Origin of the sequence: Streptomyces uncialis, from assembly GCF_001905345.1 — a bacterium.
Taxonomy (GTDB): domain Bacteria; phylum Actinomycetota; class Actinomycetes; order Streptomycetales; family Streptomycetaceae; genus Streptomyces; species Streptomyces uncialis.
Genome location: NZ_LFBV01000001.1, coordinates 644,803 through 659,147, shown reverse-complemented (window position 1 = coordinate 659,147; position 14,345 = coordinate 644,803). Strand labels below are relative to the sequence as shown.

Here is a 14,345-nt window from a genome sequence, read left to right as displayed (position 1 = left end):
CGCGACGCCTCGCGCGCCGGCGCGGACGGTACGGACATGGGTACGGGTACGGACACGGGTACGGGTACGGGTACGGCGCACCGGTCCGGGTCCGGACACACGTACGGGGCGGGACAACCGCTGTCCCGCCCCGCCCCCCGCGGTGCCTTCACCCTCCCCGGCGCACCCCCCGCACACCCCCGCAGCCCCGTGGGCCTGGTCAGTGGCCCCCGCGAGCCTGGTCAGTGGCTCTCAGCCGGGGTGCCGGGGGTGTCCGGGTGCGCCGGGATTCCGCCCGGTGCGTCAGGGGGCGACCCGGCGCAGCACGCGGTACGCGGCGAACACCACGACGGCCGTGAGCGCCAGGACCAACCCGGTCTCCACCAGCTGGAGAGGCCAGAAGTGGGTCGGGGGGTGGTACTCGACCCAGCCCCCGGTGACGTTGTTGTCGGCGAGGCACTTCCGGTATTCCGCCTCCTGGTAGTAGCCGCTCGGCATGCAGAAGTCGGACGGCTTGCGGTCCCCGGAGGCGGTGAGCAGCCCGGAGTCCACATCACTGGAGTGGTTCGGGAGCGTGGCCCCCTGCTTGCCCTGCCACTCCTGGGACACGGTCGGCCAGAGGCTGAACCGCATCTGCTGCGTGGCGCCGAGCACCGCACCCGTGGCCAGCAGCCCGAGGGACATCGCCATCAGCACCCGGCGGACGAGGAGCCCGGCGAGCGCGCCGAGCGCGACGGCGAGCAGCGCGTACGCCGTGAGCGCGGGGCCCAGCGCGCGGAACACGCCGTCCTGGTCCCACATGATCATCAGGTCCCCGTGCGTCTCCCAGACCAGCCGGTAGAGCGCGGTGACGGCGACGGCCGTCCCGGCGGCGACCGCGCCGCCCACGACGAGCCGTGCGGTCAGCCAGGACGACGGTGACTGCGACTGGGTCCAGGCCATCCGGTACGTACCGGATTCCAGCTCCCGGGCGACGAGCGGTCCGGCCGCGAAGAGCACGGCCAGCAGCACGGGCAGGAGCAGCCACATACGGGGCTCGTTGCCGAGCATCCTGTACCAGGAATCGGCCTCGATGTAGCCGTAGGAGTTCCGAAAGCACTCGATGTCGATCCGGATGTCGCCACGTGCGTCACGGCATTCGTCCCGGTCGGAGGCGAACCGCCACCACAGGAACACACCGATCACAAAGGCGGCGGCGAGCGCCACCAGCGCGGCGAGGAACCGCAGACCGCGCCGGTGCAGCCGCAGGACCGTCCGGTACGCGGCGGCGGGGCGGACCTCGCCTGCGGAGCCGTTCGGCGTCCCGTCACCGGCGGCGCGCCCGGCGGGGCTCAGTACGGGGGCGCTCACGCGGCCACCTCCGTGCGGTCGCGGCCGGACGGGGACGCGCTCGGGGTGAGCAGCGCCGGGGCGCCCGGCGAGCGCAGATGGGCGAGCAACACATCCTCCAGACTCGGTTCGGTGAGCTCCCAGCCGGGTTCGACCGGGCCTTCGGGGCGGATCAGCGCGGTGACGCCCCGGCCGCTGGCGCGGGACTCCACGACGGTGTGCGCGTCCAGGTCCGCGAGGGTGCCGCGTCCGGTGACATGCGTGTGGGCGGCGACCAGGTCGTCGATGCCGCCGCCGAGCCGGATACTGCCGTCGCTGACGAGCAGCAGGAAGTCGCAGGAGGTGGCCAGCTCGCCGAGGATGTGCGAGGACATCACGACGGTGGTGCCGTGCTCCTCGGCCTCCGCGAGGAGGGTGCCCATGAGCTGGTGGCGGGCGAGCGGGTCGAGGTCGGCCATCGGCTCGTCCAGGAGCAGCAGCTCGGGCCGCTTGCCGAGGGCGAGGGCCAGGGCGACCCGGGTGCGCTGGCCGCCGGAGAGCCTGCCGACACGGGCCCCGGTGGGCAGGGCGCCGTCCCCGACGATCCGCCGGGCGAGGGACTCGTTCCAGCGGCCGGGGTTCAGCTCGGCGCCCATGCGCAGGGTCTCCCCCACGGTCAGCCCCAGGTACAGCGGCTTCTCCTGGGCGACGTACGCGATCCGCGGGCGGGTCGACCCCGGCTCGGCGCCCAGCACGGACAGGGAGCCCTCGGTGGGGTGGGCGAGCCCGGCGGCGAGCGCGAGCAGGGTGCTCTTGCCCGCGCCGTTCGGGCCGACCATGGCGCAGACCCGGCCCACGGGCAGCCGGAAGCCGCAGCCGCGCAGCGCCCAGCCGTCCCCGCCGTCGACCGCCCGGGAGCGGGTACGCAGGCGGGTGCGGCCGTAGCGCTTGCCCAGGCCGGCCGCCTCGATGGCGGTGTCGGTCATGCGGTGTCCCCCTTGAGAAGCCGTCCCTCGTCGGACGGATCGGTCGGTCGTGATGCCGTCGGCCCGGGGCCGGCGGGGTTCCAGTGCTCGTCCAGGACCGAGGTGAGGAGCGCGGCGGCGTCCTCGCGGTCGAGTCCGGCGGCGCGGGCGCGGTCCGCCCAGGCGGAGAGTTCGGCCCGCAGCGGTGAGTCGGCGGCCGTGGCGCCGAGGGTGCGCTGGACGAAGGTGCCGAGGCCACGGCGGGCCTCGACCAGTCCCTCGCGCTCCAGTTCCCGGTACGCCTTGAGCACGGTGTTCGGGTTGACGGCCGTGACCTGGACGACCTCGCGGGCGGTGGGCAGCCGGTCGCCCGGTTCGAGCAGTCCGAGCCGCAGGGCCTGTTTGGTCTGCTGGACGATCTGGAGGTAGGTGGCGACGCCGCTGCGCCGGTCGATCCGGTACTCGACCACTTCGGACAACCACCCTTTCACTAATTGAGTAGTGAAAGGGTGGTGCAAGGCGGACCGGTTCGTCAAGCCGAATCCAGGAACACCCACCTGACCTGCGCGAACACCGACCGCCCCGCCCTGCCGACCCACCCCTGCGCCGCGCCCTTATATCGGGCATACGAGGTTCTGTCGGGCTTCTCAGCTCCTCCTCAGCCCGCTCTCATCCGGGCCGGACACGCTCATGGACATGACGGAGAACCCCCGCCGCGACGGCGGTCACCCCGAGCGCGACGACATCCAGCGGGACGATCTCCCGCGCGACGACTTCTCCCGCGACGACTTTCCCCGGTACGCCGCACCGGCGGGCCACGCCCCGGCCGAAGACACCCCGTCGGGCGGCACCCCGGTGAGCGGCACCCCAGGAGACGGGGTCGCGGCGGGCGAGGTCCCGGCGGGCGAGTTCACGAGGGCCGAGTTCGCGGCAGGCGGGGTCGCGGACCCGGGCGGGCAGCCCCCGGCGGCGCACACGCCGGGCGCGCACCACCCGCCGCCCCCGTACGCGCCGCCCGCGCATCCCGCGCCCCCCGTGATCCCTCCGACGGCACACCGCAGGCGCACCAGGCGCCCCGTCGCGCTGCTGGCGGCGGTGGCGATCGTCGCCGCGGCCGTGGGCGGCGGCACCGCGTACGGCATCCAGGAACTGACGGCGGAGGCGTCCGCGAGCGCGCCCGCCGCGGTGAGCCCGGTGTCGGCGGGCAACCGGGGCACGGTCGCCGGGGTCGCCGAGGCGGTCACCCCCAGCACCGTCGAGATCAAGGCGGCGACCGGCGCGGGCGCCTCCACCGGCTCGGGGGTGATCCTCACGTCCGACGGCGAGGTCGTCACCAACAGCCATGTGCTCGGCGGCGCGGACACGGTCCAGGTCACGACCAGCGACCGCAAGAAGTACACCGCCGATGTGATCGGCACCGACAGCAAGAAGGACCTCGCGCTGATCAAGCTGCGCGACGCGTCCGGGCTGAAGGCGGCGACGCTCGGCGACTCGGAGCGGGTCCGGGTCGGCCAGGAGGTCGTCGCGATCGGCTCACCCGGCGGGCTGACCGGCACGGTGACCAGCGGGATCGTCTCCGCGCTCGACCGCGACGTCACGGTCGCCGCCGAACAGGACCAGCAGGGACAGCAGGGCCGCCAGGGCCAGCAGGGGCAGCCCGGTGACTGGCCCTTCGAGTTCGGGGGCCGTGAGTTCAACGGCGACACCGGCCCGTCCACCACCACGTACCAGGCGATCCAGACCGACGCCTCACTGAACCCGGGCAACTCCGGCGGCGCGCTCATCGACATGAACGGCGCCGTCATCGGCATCAACTCGGCCATGTACAGCGCGAGTTCCGCCGAGGCGGGCAGTGTGGGCCTCGGCTTCGCCATCCCGGTGAACACCCTGAAGGCGGACCTTTCCGCGCTGCGCGCCGGGGCGGACGGCTGACCGGGCCCGTACGGTACCCCCGAAGCCACCCGTCCTCATCCCGGGAGACCCGCCGATGACCACCGCCCCCGACGGCGACCAGCAGCGCATCCTGATCGTCGACGACGAGCCCGCGGTACGTGAGGCCCTCCGTCGCTCACTCGCCTTCGAGGGGTACGCCACCGAGGTCGCCGTCGACGGGGCGGACGCCCTGGAGAAGGCCGCGGCCACCCGCCCCGACCTGATCATCCTGGACATCCAGATGCCCCGGATGGACGGGCTGACGGCGGCCCGCCGGGTCCGCGCCTCCGGCAGCCTGGTGCCGATCCTGATGCTGACCGCCCGGGACACCGTCGGCGACCGTGTCACCGGCCTCGACGCGGGCGCCGACGACTACCTCGTCAAGCCGTTCGAACTGGACGAGCTGTTCGCGCGGCTGCGGGCGCTGCTGCGGCGCAGCTCGTACGCCGCCACCGCCGGACAGGCCGAGGAGGGCGACATCCTCGCCTTCGGGGACCTCCGGATGGACCTGGCCACCCGTGAGGTGCACCGGGGCGCCCGGCCCGTGGAGCTGACGCGCACCGAATTCACCCTGCTGGAGATGTTCCTCGCGCACCCCCGCCAGGTCCTCACCCGCGAACAGATCCTCAAGGCGGTGTGGGGCTTCGACTTCGAACCCACCTCCAACTCCCTCGACGTGTACGTGATGTACCTGCGCCGCAAGACCGAGGCGGGCGGCGAACCGCGCCTCGTGCACACCGTGCGGGGCGTGGGCTACGTGCTGCGCCCCGGCGGACCGGACGGCACCCCGTGACCGCTCCCGGCCCGGCGGCCCGCGGCGGGCCCCTGGGCCGGCTGCGGGCCCTGCCGCTGCGCTCCCGGCTCGCGCTGCTGGTGGCCGTGGTGGTGGCGGTCGCGGTCGCGGCGGTCGCCACGGCGAGCTGGTTCGTGGTGCGGGGCGCGCTCGTGGACTCCCTGGACGAGTCGCTGAGCGCGAACCGGCTCACCTCCAACCAGGTCGTGGCGCTCCTCAACGAGAACCGGGAGTGCGCACCGCGCATCCCCGCCAAGGACAATGTGTGGTTCGGCGTGACCGTACAGCTCATCGAACCCACCGGGCAGAGCTGCGTGATCATCGGAAATGCCCCGATCGCGCTGAGCGGCACCGACAAGGCGGTCGCCGACGGCACCCTGCACAGCGTGTTCCACGACGCGCGGTCCGTGGACGGCAAGGAGTTCCGGGTCCTGACCTACCGGGTCGACAACCTGCCCTGGGCGGTCTCGGTGGCGCGCCCGTTCAGCGACGTCAACAACACGCTCACGGATCTGACCGTGCTGCTGGTCCTCGCGGCCGGCCTCGGCGCGGTCGGCGCGGGGGCGGCGGGCGCGTGGGTCGCCCGTACCGGGCTGCGGCCCGTCGACCAGCTCACCCGGGCGGTGGAGCACGTGGCCCTCACCGAGGACCTGTCGGTGCGTATCCCGGTCGGCGGGGACGACGAGATCGCCCGGCTCTCCCGCTCGTTCAATGCGATGACGGCGGCCCTCGCCTCCTCCCGGGACCTCCAGCAGCAGCTCATCGCCGACGCGGGGCACGAGCTGCGCACCCCGCTGACGTCGCTGCGCACCAATGTCGAGCTGCTCGTCCGCAGCGAGGAGACCGGGCGGGCGCTGCCCGCCGACGACCGGGCGGCGCTGCTCAGTTCCGTCACCGCGCAGATGACGGAGCTCGCCGCGCTCATCGGTGACCTCCAGGAGCTGTCCCGTCCCGACAGCGGCAGCCGGGTCCTGGTGCTGCCGCTGCACGAGCTGACCGAGGCGGCGCTGCGGCGGGCGCGGCTGCGGGGCCCCGAGCTGACGTTCCGCACGGACCTCACCCCCTGGTACGTACGGGGGGAGGCGCCCGCGCTGGAACGGGCGCTCGTCAACATCCTCGACAACGCGGTGAAGTTCAGCCCGCCCGGTGAGCGGGTCGAGGTGTCGCTGCGGGGCGGTGAGCTGACCGTCCGGGACCATGGGCCCGGTATCCCGTCCGAGGAACTCCCGCATGTCTTCGACCGGTTCTGGCGGTCGCCCTCCGCGCGGAGTCTGCCCGGGTCGGGGCTGGGGCTGGCGATCGTGGCCCGTACGGTGCAGCAGTCCGGCGGTACAGTGGCGCTGCGCGCGGCCCCAGGTGGCGGTACATCCGTAACGGTACGCCTCCCCGGCGCCCCGACCCCACCCCCGGCCCCCCCGTCCGACCCCGACCCCTGACACGGCCGTGCCGGGAGGTCCGTCCGGCTGAGCGCACTTGTCCCTGTACAGGTCGTCCGTGGGTGCGCAGTTCCCCGCGCCCCTTTGGGGCGCATCCGGCCGGTTCTTCGGGTCGGTGCCGGTCGGGATTCTCCGTCCTCGATCCGACACGCTCGGTACGACGTACCCGTACCCGACTGAAGAGCATCGGAGTCTGCGAGCAGAGATTCCCGCCCACCCCCTCCCGCAGCAGCGCGCCTGCGAGAGGAGAGGGGCGCCCCTTCAGGGGCGCGGGGAACTGCGCAAAGACGAGGGCCGACCCGCACCCGAAGAGCTACCGCAATGGGGCAGCATCCAGGGGCGCGGGGAACTGCGCACCCACCGAACGACGGCACAGGAACAAGTGGGCTCACCCGGACAGACCTAGGAAGCGCAAGCGAAGGCGCCCTGCGGGGAACTGCGCACCCACGAACGGCCCGCACGGGAACAGGTGCGTCCAGCACAGGAAACCCAGGGGCGCGGGGAACTGCGCACCCCCGTTCGACCCGCACAGGAAACAAGTGCGTCCCGCCGGACAGACCTCGGAAGCGCAAGCGAAGGCGACCCGCACAGGAAACCCAGGCCCCCCCCGGAGGGCTCAGCGGCGCGCGGGTCCCTGACCCGCCGCAATCGCGAAGGCGAGCGCCCCGAACGCCAGGCCCACCCCGCCGGAGGCGTAGAACAACGGGTCCACCCACCACGCGTTGGCGCCCGACACCGACCCGTCCCCGGCCACGCACGACACCTCGGGCGGAAAACTCCCCCGCCGGACGTCGGAGCAGAAGCTGGGCAGATCGTCGTTCACCAGATACGCCTTGACCCAGCTCAGCGTCCACGTGACCAGGAAGACCGCGAGCGATGCCGCGCTGATGACCCACACCGGAGCGGGCCGATCGGGCGTCGGGCGCGAGTACGGCACGGGTCGGGTCATGAGGACGTAGCGTAGCGGCGCCCCCGCCCCGCGGAACCTGCGGCACAGAGCGAAGAGGCCCGCAAATGCGACGCACATTCCTCCATTAGCTTGCACATGCGGCCCCCTCATCCATATCGTGGCGCACATGCCGTCGTACACCATTGGACAGGCCGCCCGTCTCCTCGGCGTCAGCGCGGACACCGCGCGCCGCTGGGCCGACGCCGGGCGGATCGCCACGCACCGCGACGAGGGCGGGCGCCGACTCGTCGACGGAGTGGACCTCGCCGCGTTCTCCGTCGAACTCGCCCAGGGCGAGGGCGAGAACGACGTCTCCTACACCTCCGCCCGCAACGCGTTCCCCGGCATCGTCACCGCCGTGAAGCTCGGCGACGTGGCCGCGCAGGTGGAGATCCAGGCCGGACCGCACCGGCTGGTCTCCCTGCTCACCCGGGAGGCCGTGGAGGAACTCGGCCTGGAGGTGGGTGTGCAGGCCACCGCCCGGGTCAAGTCCACCAATGTGCACATCGACCGGAGCTGACGGGGCTCCCCCGTCCGTCCCGCACCCTCGAAGTCCTCCAAGGAGTCCCCGATGTCCCGCTCCCCGGCCCGCACAGCCGCCACCGCCCTCGCCGCCACCGCGCTCCTCATACCGCTGCTCGCCGCCTGCGGCGACGACGAGGAGAAGAAGGACTCCGGCGCCCAGGACTCCGCGAAGCTCACGGTCCTCGCCGCCGCGTCCCTCACCGATGTCTTCGGCACGGTGAAGAGCGCGTACGAGGACGCCCACCCGGGCACCACCCTCACGTTCTCCTTCGCGGGCTCCCAGGAACTGGCCGCCCAGGTCCGCCAGGGCGCCCCCGCCGACGCGATCGTCACCGCCGACACCAGGACCATGGACGGGCTGAAGGCCGACACGGGCACCCCGTCGGTCATCGCCAGGAACCGGCTCGTCATCGCCACCCGCGAGGGCAACCCCGACAAGGTCGACGGGCTGAAGGACCTCGCCGACCCGAAGCTGAAGGTCGTGCTCGCCGCACCCGAGGTCCCCGTCGGCCGCTACAGCCGCCAGGTGCTCGACGCGCAGAAGATCGATGTCGAGCCGGTGTCCGAGGAGCCCAACGTCCGCGCCGTCCTCAGCAAGGTCGAACTCGGCGAGGCGGACGCCGGAATCGTCTACAAGACCGACGCCGAAACCGCGACGGACAAGGTCGACGCGATCACCGTCCCCGACGACCAGAACGCCATCGCCCAGTACCCGGCGGCCGTCATCAAGGGCGGGAAGAACGTGGCGGCGGCCCAGACGTTCGTGGAGTGGCTGTCCACGCCCGCCGCCCAGAAGATCCTCCAGGACGCGGGCTTCCAGAAGCCGTGACCCGCCGCACCGGCGGGGGCACCGCCGCCCCCGCCGCGCCGTCCCCGAGGATCACGCCATGAAGACCCGCCCGGCCCGCGCACCCGGCACCACCCCGCCGGCCCGCCCCCCGCTGGCCCTCGCACTGCCCGCGGCGCTCGCCGTCGCGTTCCTGATGCTGCCCCTGCTCGGCATCCTCGCCCGCACCCCGTGGGGCGACCTCGCGGAGCATCTGACCGCGCCCGGGGCGGTCACCGCGCTGCGTCTGTCGCTGGTCGTCTCCGGCTGGGCCCTCGCCCTCGCCCTGCTGCTCGGGGTGCCGCTGGCCTGGCTGCTGGCCCGCGTCCCGTTCCGCGGCAAGGCGTTCGTGCGGACCCTGGTCCTGCTGCCGATGGTCCTGCCGCCGACCGTCGGCGGGGTCGCGCTGCTCCTCGGCTTCGGACGGCGCGGACTGCTCGGCCCCTGGCTGGAGGACTGGTTCGGGATCACCCTCCCCTTCCACACCGCGGGCGCCGTCGTCGCGGCGGCCTTCGTCTCGATGCCGTTCCTGGTCATCAGCCTGGAAGGCACGCTCGCCGCGCTCAGCACCCGCTACGAGGAGGCCGCGGCGTCCCTCGGCGCGAGCCCGTTCCGGGTGTTCCGTACGGTGACGCTGCCGATGGTCGCCCCCGGACTCGCCGCGGGCGCCGCCCTGACCTGGGCCCGCGCGCTGGGTGAGTTCGGCGCGACGATCACCTTCGCGGGCAACCTCCCCGGCACCACCCAGACCCTCCCCCTGCATGTGTACCTGCTGCTCCAGGACGACCCGGAGGCGGCGACCTCGGTCTCCCTGCTGCTGCTCGCCATCGCCATGGCCGTCCTGATCGCCCTCCGCGGCCGCTGGACGACGACCCCGGCCACCGCCGCACCCCGCGCCGACCGTGACCCGGCCCCCGAACCACGAACGGCACCCGAACCCGGCCCCTCCGCACCGGACCCGGCGCAGGACCCCGCACCCGTACCCGACTCCGTACCCGCCGACCGCGCGCCCCGGGCCACCGCCCTCGACGCCCGGCTCACCGGATTCACCGAGCTCGCCCTCACCGCCGAGGGCGGCACCACCCTCGCGGTCGTCGGTCCCAACGGCGCCGGGAAGACGACCCTGCTGCGCGCCCTGCTCGGGCTGCCCACCCGTTCCCACGCCGCGCTCCGGCTCGGCGCCACCGACCTCACCGACGCGCCGCCGCACCGGCGCTCCACCGCCTGGGTCCCCCAGTCACCGGCCCTGTTCCCGCATCTCACCGCCCTCGCCAACACCGCGTACGGGCCGCGCGCCCAGGGCGTCCCGCGCGCCGAGGCGCGGGCCGCGGCCCAGCACTGGCTCGACCGGCTCGAGGTGGGCCATCTCGCCGGACGCCGCCCCGGCCAGCTCTCCGGCGGCCAGGCCGGGCGGGTGGCGCTGGCCCGCGCGCTCGCCGCCCGCCCCCGGCTGCTGCTGCTCGACGAACCCCTCGCCGCCCTCGACCAGACGACCCGCGCCCGGGTCCGCACCACCCTGCGCCGCCATCTGGACGACTTCGACGGCGTCTGTCTGATCGTCACCCACGACCCGGTGGAGGCCGTGTCGCTCGCGGACCGGGTCCTCGTCCTGGAGGACGGCCGTACCGTGCAGGACGCCCCGCCCGCCGAGGTGAGCCGCCATCCGCGCTCCCCGTGGGTGGCCCGGATGCTCGGGCACAACGCCTGGGCCGGCACGGCCACCGCCGACGGGCTGCGCACCCCGGACGGCACCCTCGTCATCGCCGCCGAACCCCTGCCCCCCGGCGCCGGGGCCCTCGCGGTGATCGCCCCGGAGGCGGTGTCCCTGCACCGGGACCGCCCCACCGGCAGCCCCCGCAACGTCTGGTCCGGCACGGTCGGCGAACTCACCGCCGTGGGAAGCAGACTGCGGGTCCTCGTCACCTCCGCCACCGCCCCCGACCTGGTCGCGGAGATCACCCCCGGGGCCGCCGCCGATCTCGGGCTGCGCGAGGGCTCGGAGGTCTTCACCAGCGTCAAGGCCACCGAGGTCGTCCTCGTCCTCGTCTGACGGCCCCGCCACCCGCTCGGCGCTCTTCCCCTGCCCAAGGGCCCACAAACCGTGACCCGGGCCGCCTCCCGACGTTGAAGGGGGAGTGCGGACGCCGTCCCTCGGCGCCGCACACGAACCACAGCACAACCAACTGAAGGAGTACGTGATGTCTCGCATCGCGAAGGCAGCCGTCCTGGCCGTCGGCACGGGCGCCGTCATGCTCGGCGGCGCCGGCATGGCCGCCGCCAGCTCGGGCGCGGAGGCCGCGGCCATCGGCTCGCCGGGCGTCCTGTCCGGCAACATCGTCCAGGTCCCGGTGCACATCCCGGTCAACGTCTGCGGCAACACCATCGACGTCGTCGGCATCCTGAACCCCGCGTTCGGCAACGCCTGCGTCAACGGCAGCGCCCCCCAGGCCCAGTCCGGCTACGGCGCCTGATTCCCCCGCGTACGGCACCCCGGTCGTACGAGCGCCCCCGTCAGCGGCCTTCACCTGCTGACGGGGGTTTCGCGTACCGGCTCACCGGTACCGGTAGATCCGGCTGTGGTCCTCCATGGCCGCGGGTGTCTCCTCCCACGGCGTCATCCGCTCATGCCGGGCGACCACCCGGCCCCGCTGGACCGACCCGATCCCCGGCGGCTCCGCGGGCTGGTACGCCCCGTCCGGCCGGGACGCCCGCCACCGGGACCACAGCAGATCCACGAACGAGTGGTGCAGCCAGAACACCGGGTCGTTCACCGACGCCCCGCCGAGCATCGTCCCGCCGACCCAGCGGTGCACCCGGTTGTGGTTGCGCCAGCGGTCGTCCCCGGTACGCGCCGAGGTCCAGCCCTCCAGCGTGTTGCGGAACCCGGACGTGACGGTGGAGTTCCACGGCGCCACGTCGTACGCCGACTGCTCCATGGCGTACGCGAGCTCCTCCTTCGACGGCAGCGGGAACGGCCGCGAGGGGCGGCCCAGGTCCCGGGCGAGATGGTCGTCGTCCGTGGTGTTCTCCCGCACCACCCAGCCGTTGGCCCGCGCGAACGGGCCGCTCTCCACCCGCCGGTCGGGCCCGTGCCCGGTCCCGCCGAGCAGGTCGTCGGTCCAGGGGAGCGCGCGGGGCGAACGGTCCTTCGTCCAGTCCCAGTACGGGACGGTGACCCCGGGCACCTCCCGCTGGAGCGCGCGCTCGAACTCCAGCAGGAACCGGCGGTGCCACGGCAGGAACGACGGCGCCATGTGCGCGACCCGGCGGTCGCCCTCGCCGTCGGCGACGTAGTGCTCGATGTGCAGCCGGACGAACTCGTCGTAACGGCCCCGGCGTTTCATCGCGAGGACGGCGTCCACGAAACGTTTGCGCTCCGCGCGGGTGAGCGCGGTGACGTTCTTGCGGGTGTGCGCCATGGGTCCCCTCCCCCGGCTCAGACGTTCCGCGCGCCGGTGCCGGGCGCGAGACGGGCGGGGCCCAGCTCGTCCACGGCGGCGCGGGCCGCGGCGAGGGGGGTCGGGTACGAGACGTAGTGGTCGACCACGCTCAGATAACTGCCGTCGGCCCGGCGCATCAGCGGCAGGGGCCGCCCGTCGATGGTGACCCGCGGCCCGCCGGACCCGTGGTGCCCCACCGGGCGGGTCCGGGCGGCGGTCGGTGTCCCGGGGCCCCGCCCCTCGATCCGGCGGCCCCGGTAGGTCTCCTCGAACAGGAGCTCGGCGGGGGCGCGGGGCGCGCGGGGGCGGTGGGGTTCGCGGGTCGCGGCGAGGAGGGGGGCGAGGGCGGTGGCGGTGGTGGTCGCCACGGCCGCGGTGAACAGGGTGCGCAGCAGGGTCCTGCGGGTGCGGTGTGCGGTGATCGTCCCGGGCACCGGGCACCTCCCTTCCATACGGTCGTACTTTCCCTACCTCAACGTCCGTTCCCCCCAGAGGTCACCCTCCCCCACCCACTCCCCCATCCAGCCCAAACCCCGCCTCCGCCCGCGCCCCCGGGTTGCCTGTACCTGGCGCTTGTCCCTGTGCGGGTCGCCTCCGCTCGCGCCCCCGAGGTTCCCCACCCGAACGCACTTGTCCCCGTACGGGTACGTCCGTGGCTGCGCAGTTCCCCGCGCCCCTGGATGCTGCCCCGGTCCGTTGTTCGTCGGGTGCGGGCCGGTCCTCGTCTTCGCGCAGTTCCCCGCGCCCCTTTGGGGCGCCCTCCTGAGGCTGTTCTCTGTCTGCGGGGACGGGGTTGGACCATCCTCCTCGTGCAGTCGCATGACTGCGGGAGGGGGTGGGCGGGAATCTCTGCCCGCAGACTCCGATGCTCTTCAGCAGGGCAAGGGGGATGTCCGACCGAGCGCGTTGGAGCGAGGACGGAGAATCCCGACCGGCCCCGACCCGAAGAACAAGCAGATGGCGCCCCGATAGGGGCGCGGGGAACTGCGCAAAAGACGAGGGCGGCCCCGCACCCGACGAACGACAGCGAGGGGGCAGCATCCAGGGGCGCGGGGAACTGCGCACCCACCGAGCGACGGCACAGGAACGAGTGCGCCGACCCGGACAGACCTGGGAAGCGCAAGCGAAGGCGACCCGCAGGGAAGAACCGCGCACCCGAACGGAGCTTCAGCTCCGCAGGCTCCGCGCCGGCAGCAGACAGTGCGCGGCAGTCGCCAACACCCCCTCGTCCCCCGCGAAAGCGGACAGCGTCCGCTCCGTCATCTCGACCCCGGGAGTCCCCTCGGGCCAAGGCACCGTCGCGAAGAGGAAGTACGCGTGCCCCCGCTCCTCCACCGCCGCGAGCCACTCCCGCGGCACCACGCACTGCGCGTTCAGATGAGGCATGTTGACGACGGCCTGCCCCGCCTCGACCAGCAGGGTCAGCGGAAAACTGGGCCGGGTCCGCGCGTCGATGACGGGCCCGCCGGGGGGCAGCCCGGTGTTCTCCAGCAGCCGGCGCACCGCGGCCGAGGTGCCCTCCGCGCCGCCGGGCCCGTCACCGAGGGAGTAGGCGAGGAGGAAGGCGAGGTCGCCCCGTTCGTCGGGGTGCTCGCCGCTCCAGGCCATGACGGCGAGGGTGCCCAGCTCAGCGGGGTGGAGGGGGCGCTTGTCAGTGGGGGTTGAGGTCACCCCGGCACCGTAGCGACATATGAGGATGACCCGGATATTCGTGTCACTCGTCCGAGGGACACGCGTACGGGGATCACACGTTGGGGGTCGCGCGCGTGGCGTGCGACGAGCGCGGGTGGGGTCCGCGCGCCGGTCCCCTCACGCACCGCCGCGCGCGGACCGCGGTGGCTACTTGCCGACGGGGAGCCCGCCGAGCAGCGGACCGGTCTGGGCGCCGCCCGCGTTCAGCTGGTCGGTGGTCTCGTTGAGGCCGTACAGGAGGGAGCCCTTCCGCTCCGTGTCGATCGCGTTGGAGTGCAGCGGCTGCGCGTCGAGCGTCTGCTGCGTGGTGAGGGTGTCCAGCGCGCCGTTCAGGCTGGTGGGCGTGAGGTCGGAGGCGAACGCCGGTGCGGCGGCACCGGCCAGGGCGAAGGACCCGGCAACGAGAGCGGCGGCCTTGAGGGGCTTCATCGTGTTCCTTTCTTCGGCGGCCCGGGGGCCGCCAGTGGGAATGCGTCCTACCGCGTGGACTAACGACCTCC

The 14,345-nt window shown here is 73.5% G+C and carries 15 protein-coding genes; 7 read left to right on the top strand and 8 right to left on the bottom strand.

Translation table 11 applies throughout. From position 1 onward, the window contains the following. Window positions 1-282 precede the first annotated feature (282 nt). Genes AB852_RS02825 through AB852_RS02815 form a run of 3 tightly spaced genes read right to left on the bottom strand, consistent with a single transcriptional unit; the run spans window position 283 to window position 2,722 of the window. The gene (locus tag AB852_RS02825) at window positions 283-1,329 is read right to left on the bottom strand and encodes a hypothetical protein (protein ID WP_079184249.1); all 1,047 of its coding nucleotides are present in this window, start codon (window positions 1,327-1,329) and stop codon (window positions 283-285) included. Next, the gene (locus AB852_RS02820; protein ID WP_073783213.1) at window positions 1,326-2,273 is read right to left on the bottom strand and encodes an ATP-binding cassette domain-containing protein; all 948 of its coding nucleotides are present in this window, start codon (window positions 2,271-2,273) and stop codon (window positions 1,326-1,328) included. Before AB852_RS02820 ends, AB852_RS02825 begins: the two co-directional genes overlap by 4 nt. Further along, window positions 2,270-2,722, bottom strand: coding sequence for a GntR family transcriptional regulator (locus AB852_RS02815; RefSeq protein WP_079184248.1), 453 nt, complete (start codon window positions 2,720-2,722; stop codon window positions 2,270-2,272). Before AB852_RS02815 ends, AB852_RS02820 begins: the two co-directional genes overlap by 4 nt. Before the next feature lie 226 nt (window positions 2,723-2,948). Here AB852_RS02815 and AB852_RS02810 point away from each other — a divergent pair, with 226 nt between their 5' ends. From AB852_RS02810 to AB852_RS02800, 3 genes are read left to right on the top strand one after another with little or no spacing between them, the layout of a single operon-like run. Further along, a complete protein-coding gene (locus tag AB852_RS02810) occupies window positions 2,949-4,184 on the top strand; it encodes a S1C family serine protease (protein ID WP_073785305.1) in 1,236 nt (411 codons plus the stop codon). Window positions 4,185-4,239: 55 nt separating this feature from the next. After that, window positions 4,240-4,977, top strand: coding sequence for a response regulator transcription factor (locus AB852_RS02805; protein ID WP_073783211.1), 738 nt, complete (start codon window positions 4,240-4,242; stop codon window positions 4,975-4,977). Further along, a complete protein-coding gene (locus tag AB852_RS02800; protein ID WP_073783209.1) occupies window positions 4,974-6,413 on the top strand; it encodes a sensor histidine kinase in 1,440 nt (479 codons plus the stop codon). The genes AB852_RS02805 and AB852_RS02800 overlap by 4 nt, the downstream gene beginning before the upstream one ends. 616 nt (window positions 6,414-7,029) lie before the next feature. Here the strand turns inward: AB852_RS02800 and AB852_RS02795 are convergent. Continuing rightward, window positions 7,030-7,362 (bottom strand): hypothetical protein, encoded by a 333-nt coding sequence (locus tag AB852_RS02795; RefSeq protein ID WP_143201165.1) that lies wholly within the window; start codon window positions 7,360-7,362, stop codon window positions 7,030-7,032. Between the two features lie 127 nt (window positions 7,363-7,489). Between AB852_RS02795 and AB852_RS02790 the strand changes: the two genes are divergently transcribed. The 4 genes from AB852_RS02790 (at window position 7,490) to AB852_RS02775 (ending at window position 11,184) form a co-directional block, all read left to right on the top strand. Continuing rightward, complete coding sequence (locus tag AB852_RS02790) at window positions 7,490-7,882, top strand: TOBE domain-containing protein (RefSeq protein ID WP_073783205.1); 393 nt, start codon at window positions 7,490-7,492, stop codon at window positions 7,880-7,882. 51 nt (window positions 7,883-7,933) lie between these two features. Next, window positions 7,934-8,716, top strand: a complete 783-nt coding sequence (modA, locus tag AB852_RS02785) for a molybdate ABC transporter substrate-binding protein (protein ID WP_073783203.1) — start codon at window positions 7,934-7,936, stop codon at window positions 8,714-8,716. Window positions 8,717-8,774: 58 nt separating this feature from the next. Next, window positions 8,775-10,763, top strand: a complete 1,989-nt coding sequence (locus AB852_RS02780; RefSeq protein WP_073783201.1) for an ABC transporter permease — start codon at window positions 8,775-8,777, stop codon at window positions 10,761-10,763. A gap of 148 nt (window positions 10,764-10,911) precedes the next feature. Beyond that, window positions 10,912-11,184 carry a chaplin gene (locus AB852_RS02775; RefSeq protein ID WP_073785303.1) on the top strand — a complete coding sequence of 91 codons (273 nt, stop codon included), beginning with the start codon at window positions 10,912-10,914 and terminating at the stop codon, window positions 11,182-11,184. 81 nt (window positions 11,185-11,265) lie between these two features. Here AB852_RS02775 and AB852_RS02770 read toward each other — a convergent pair whose 3' ends face one another. The 4 genes from AB852_RS02770 to AB852_RS02755 all read right to left on the bottom strand — a co-directional run bounded on the left by AB852_RS02770 (window position 11,266) and on the right by AB852_RS02755 (window position 14,274). Further along, window positions 11,266-12,132 carry a tyrosinase family protein gene (locus AB852_RS02770; RefSeq protein WP_073783199.1) on the bottom strand — a complete coding sequence of 289 codons (867 nt, stop codon included), beginning with the start codon at window positions 12,130-12,132 and terminating at the stop codon, window positions 11,266-11,268. 17 nt (window positions 12,133-12,149) lie between these two features. Next, window positions 12,150-12,587, bottom strand: coding sequence for a tyrosinase cofactor (locus tag AB852_RS02765; RefSeq protein ID WP_245876586.1), 438 nt, complete (start codon window positions 12,585-12,587; stop codon window positions 12,150-12,152). A gap of 733 nt (window positions 12,588-13,320) precedes the next feature. Further along, window positions 13,321-13,824, bottom strand: a complete 504-nt coding sequence (locus AB852_RS02760) for a DUF5949 family protein (protein WP_073783195.1) — start codon at window positions 13,822-13,824, stop codon at window positions 13,321-13,323. A 168-nt stretch (window positions 13,825-13,992) separates the two neighbouring features. After that, on the bottom strand, window positions 13,993-14,274 hold the full coding sequence (locus tag AB852_RS02755) for a hypothetical protein (protein WP_073783193.1): 282 nt from the start codon (window positions 14,272-14,274) through the stop codon (window positions 13,993-13,995). Window positions 14,275-14,345: the final 71 nt, after the last annotated feature.